Origin of the sequence: Streptomyces sp. BE20 (genome assembly GCF_036322525.1) — a bacterium.
Taxonomy (GTDB): Bacteria; Actinomycetota; Actinomycetes; order Streptomycetales; family Streptomycetaceae; genus Kitasatospora.
Genome location: NZ_JAQYWW010000251.1, coordinates 1 through 1,447 on the forward strand (window position 1 = coordinate 1; position 1,447 = coordinate 1,447).

Annotated in this window: 1 protein-coding gene; it reads left to right on the forward strand. The window is 72.5% G+C overall.

Features of this window, described 5'->3' with window-relative positions; genetic code table 11:
• On the forward strand, positions 1 to 1,447 hold a 1,447-nt coding region (locus tag PUR61_RS01370), incomplete at both ends, for a M4 family metallopeptidase (RefSeq protein ID WP_329874755.1).

Below are 1,447 nucleotides of genomic sequence, written 5' to 3' on the forward strand. Positions count from 1 at the left end.
GTGATCCGGACCTTCGAGGGCGTGCAGACCGGCACGGGCCACGGCGTCCACGTCGGCGAAGTCCCGATCGGCACCACCCCGACCGACTCCGGCTACCAGCTCAAGGACGGAACGCGCGGCGGCACCTACACCACCGACATGCACGGTGGCACGGTCGACGGCGGATCCCTCTTCACCCGTTCCACCGACAGCTGGGGCGACGGCCTGCCGTCCAACCGCGAGTCCGCGGCCGTCGACGCGCACTTCGGCGTCGCGGCGACCTGGGACTTCTACAAGAACACCTTCGGCCGCGCGGGCATCCGCGGTGACGGGGCCGGCGCGTCCAGCCGGGTGCACTTCGGCAGCGGGTACCGCAACGCGTTCTGGGACGACTACTGCTTCTGCATGTCCTTCGGCGACGGCGACAGCAACACCCACCCGGTGACCTCCGTCGACGTGGCAGGCCACGAGATGACCCACGGAGTCACCGCAGCCACGGCCGGTCTCATGTACGCGGGCGAGTCCGGCGGCCTGAACGAGGCGACCAGCGACATCCTCGGCATCATGGTGGAGTTCTACGCCGACCTGCCCGCCGACACCCCCGACTACCTGATCGGCGAGAAGATCGACATCCGGGGGGACGGCTCCCCGCTGCGCTCCATGGACAAGCCGTCCAAGGACGGCCGTTCCGCCGACTACTGGCGCCGGGGCGTCGGCGGCATCGACGTCCACTACTCCTCCGGCGTCGCCAACCACTTCTTCTACCTGCTCTCCGAAGGCAGCGGCGCGAAGACCGTCAACGGCGTCGCGTACGACAGCCCGACGTACGACCACTCCACGCTCAGCGGGATCGGCCGGGACAAGGCCGCCGCCATCTGGTACCGGGCGCTGACCGCCTACATGACCTCCACCACCGACTACGCCGCCGCCCGCACCGCGACCCTGCACGCGGCCGAGGACCTGTACGGCGCCGGCAGCGGCGAGTACACCGCCGTCGCCGCCGCCTGGAGCGCCGTCAACGTCGGCGCGGCCCAGCCCGCGGCCCCCGCGCTCACGCAGCCGGGCGACCAGGTCACGGCGCTCGGCACCGCGGTGGACCTGCTGGTCCCGGCCGTGGGAGGCTCCGGCGCGCCCACCTACACCGCGGACAGCCTGCCGGCCGGCCTGTCGATCGACGCCGCCACCGGCAGGATCACCGGCACACCCGGCACGGCCGGATCGACGACCGTGACGGTGACCGCCACCTTCCCCTCCGGCGCGACCGCGAGCACCACCTTCACCTGGGCCGTCACCGACGGCACCGGCCCCTGCCCCTCGGCGCAGCTGATCGGCAACGCCGGCTTCGAGAGCGGCGCGGCGCAGCCCTGGACGGCGACACCCGGCACGGTCGACACCGACCGGGGCCAGGCGAGCCACGGCGGCTCCTGGAAGGCCTGGCTGGACGGCTACGGGTCCGGCCACACGGACA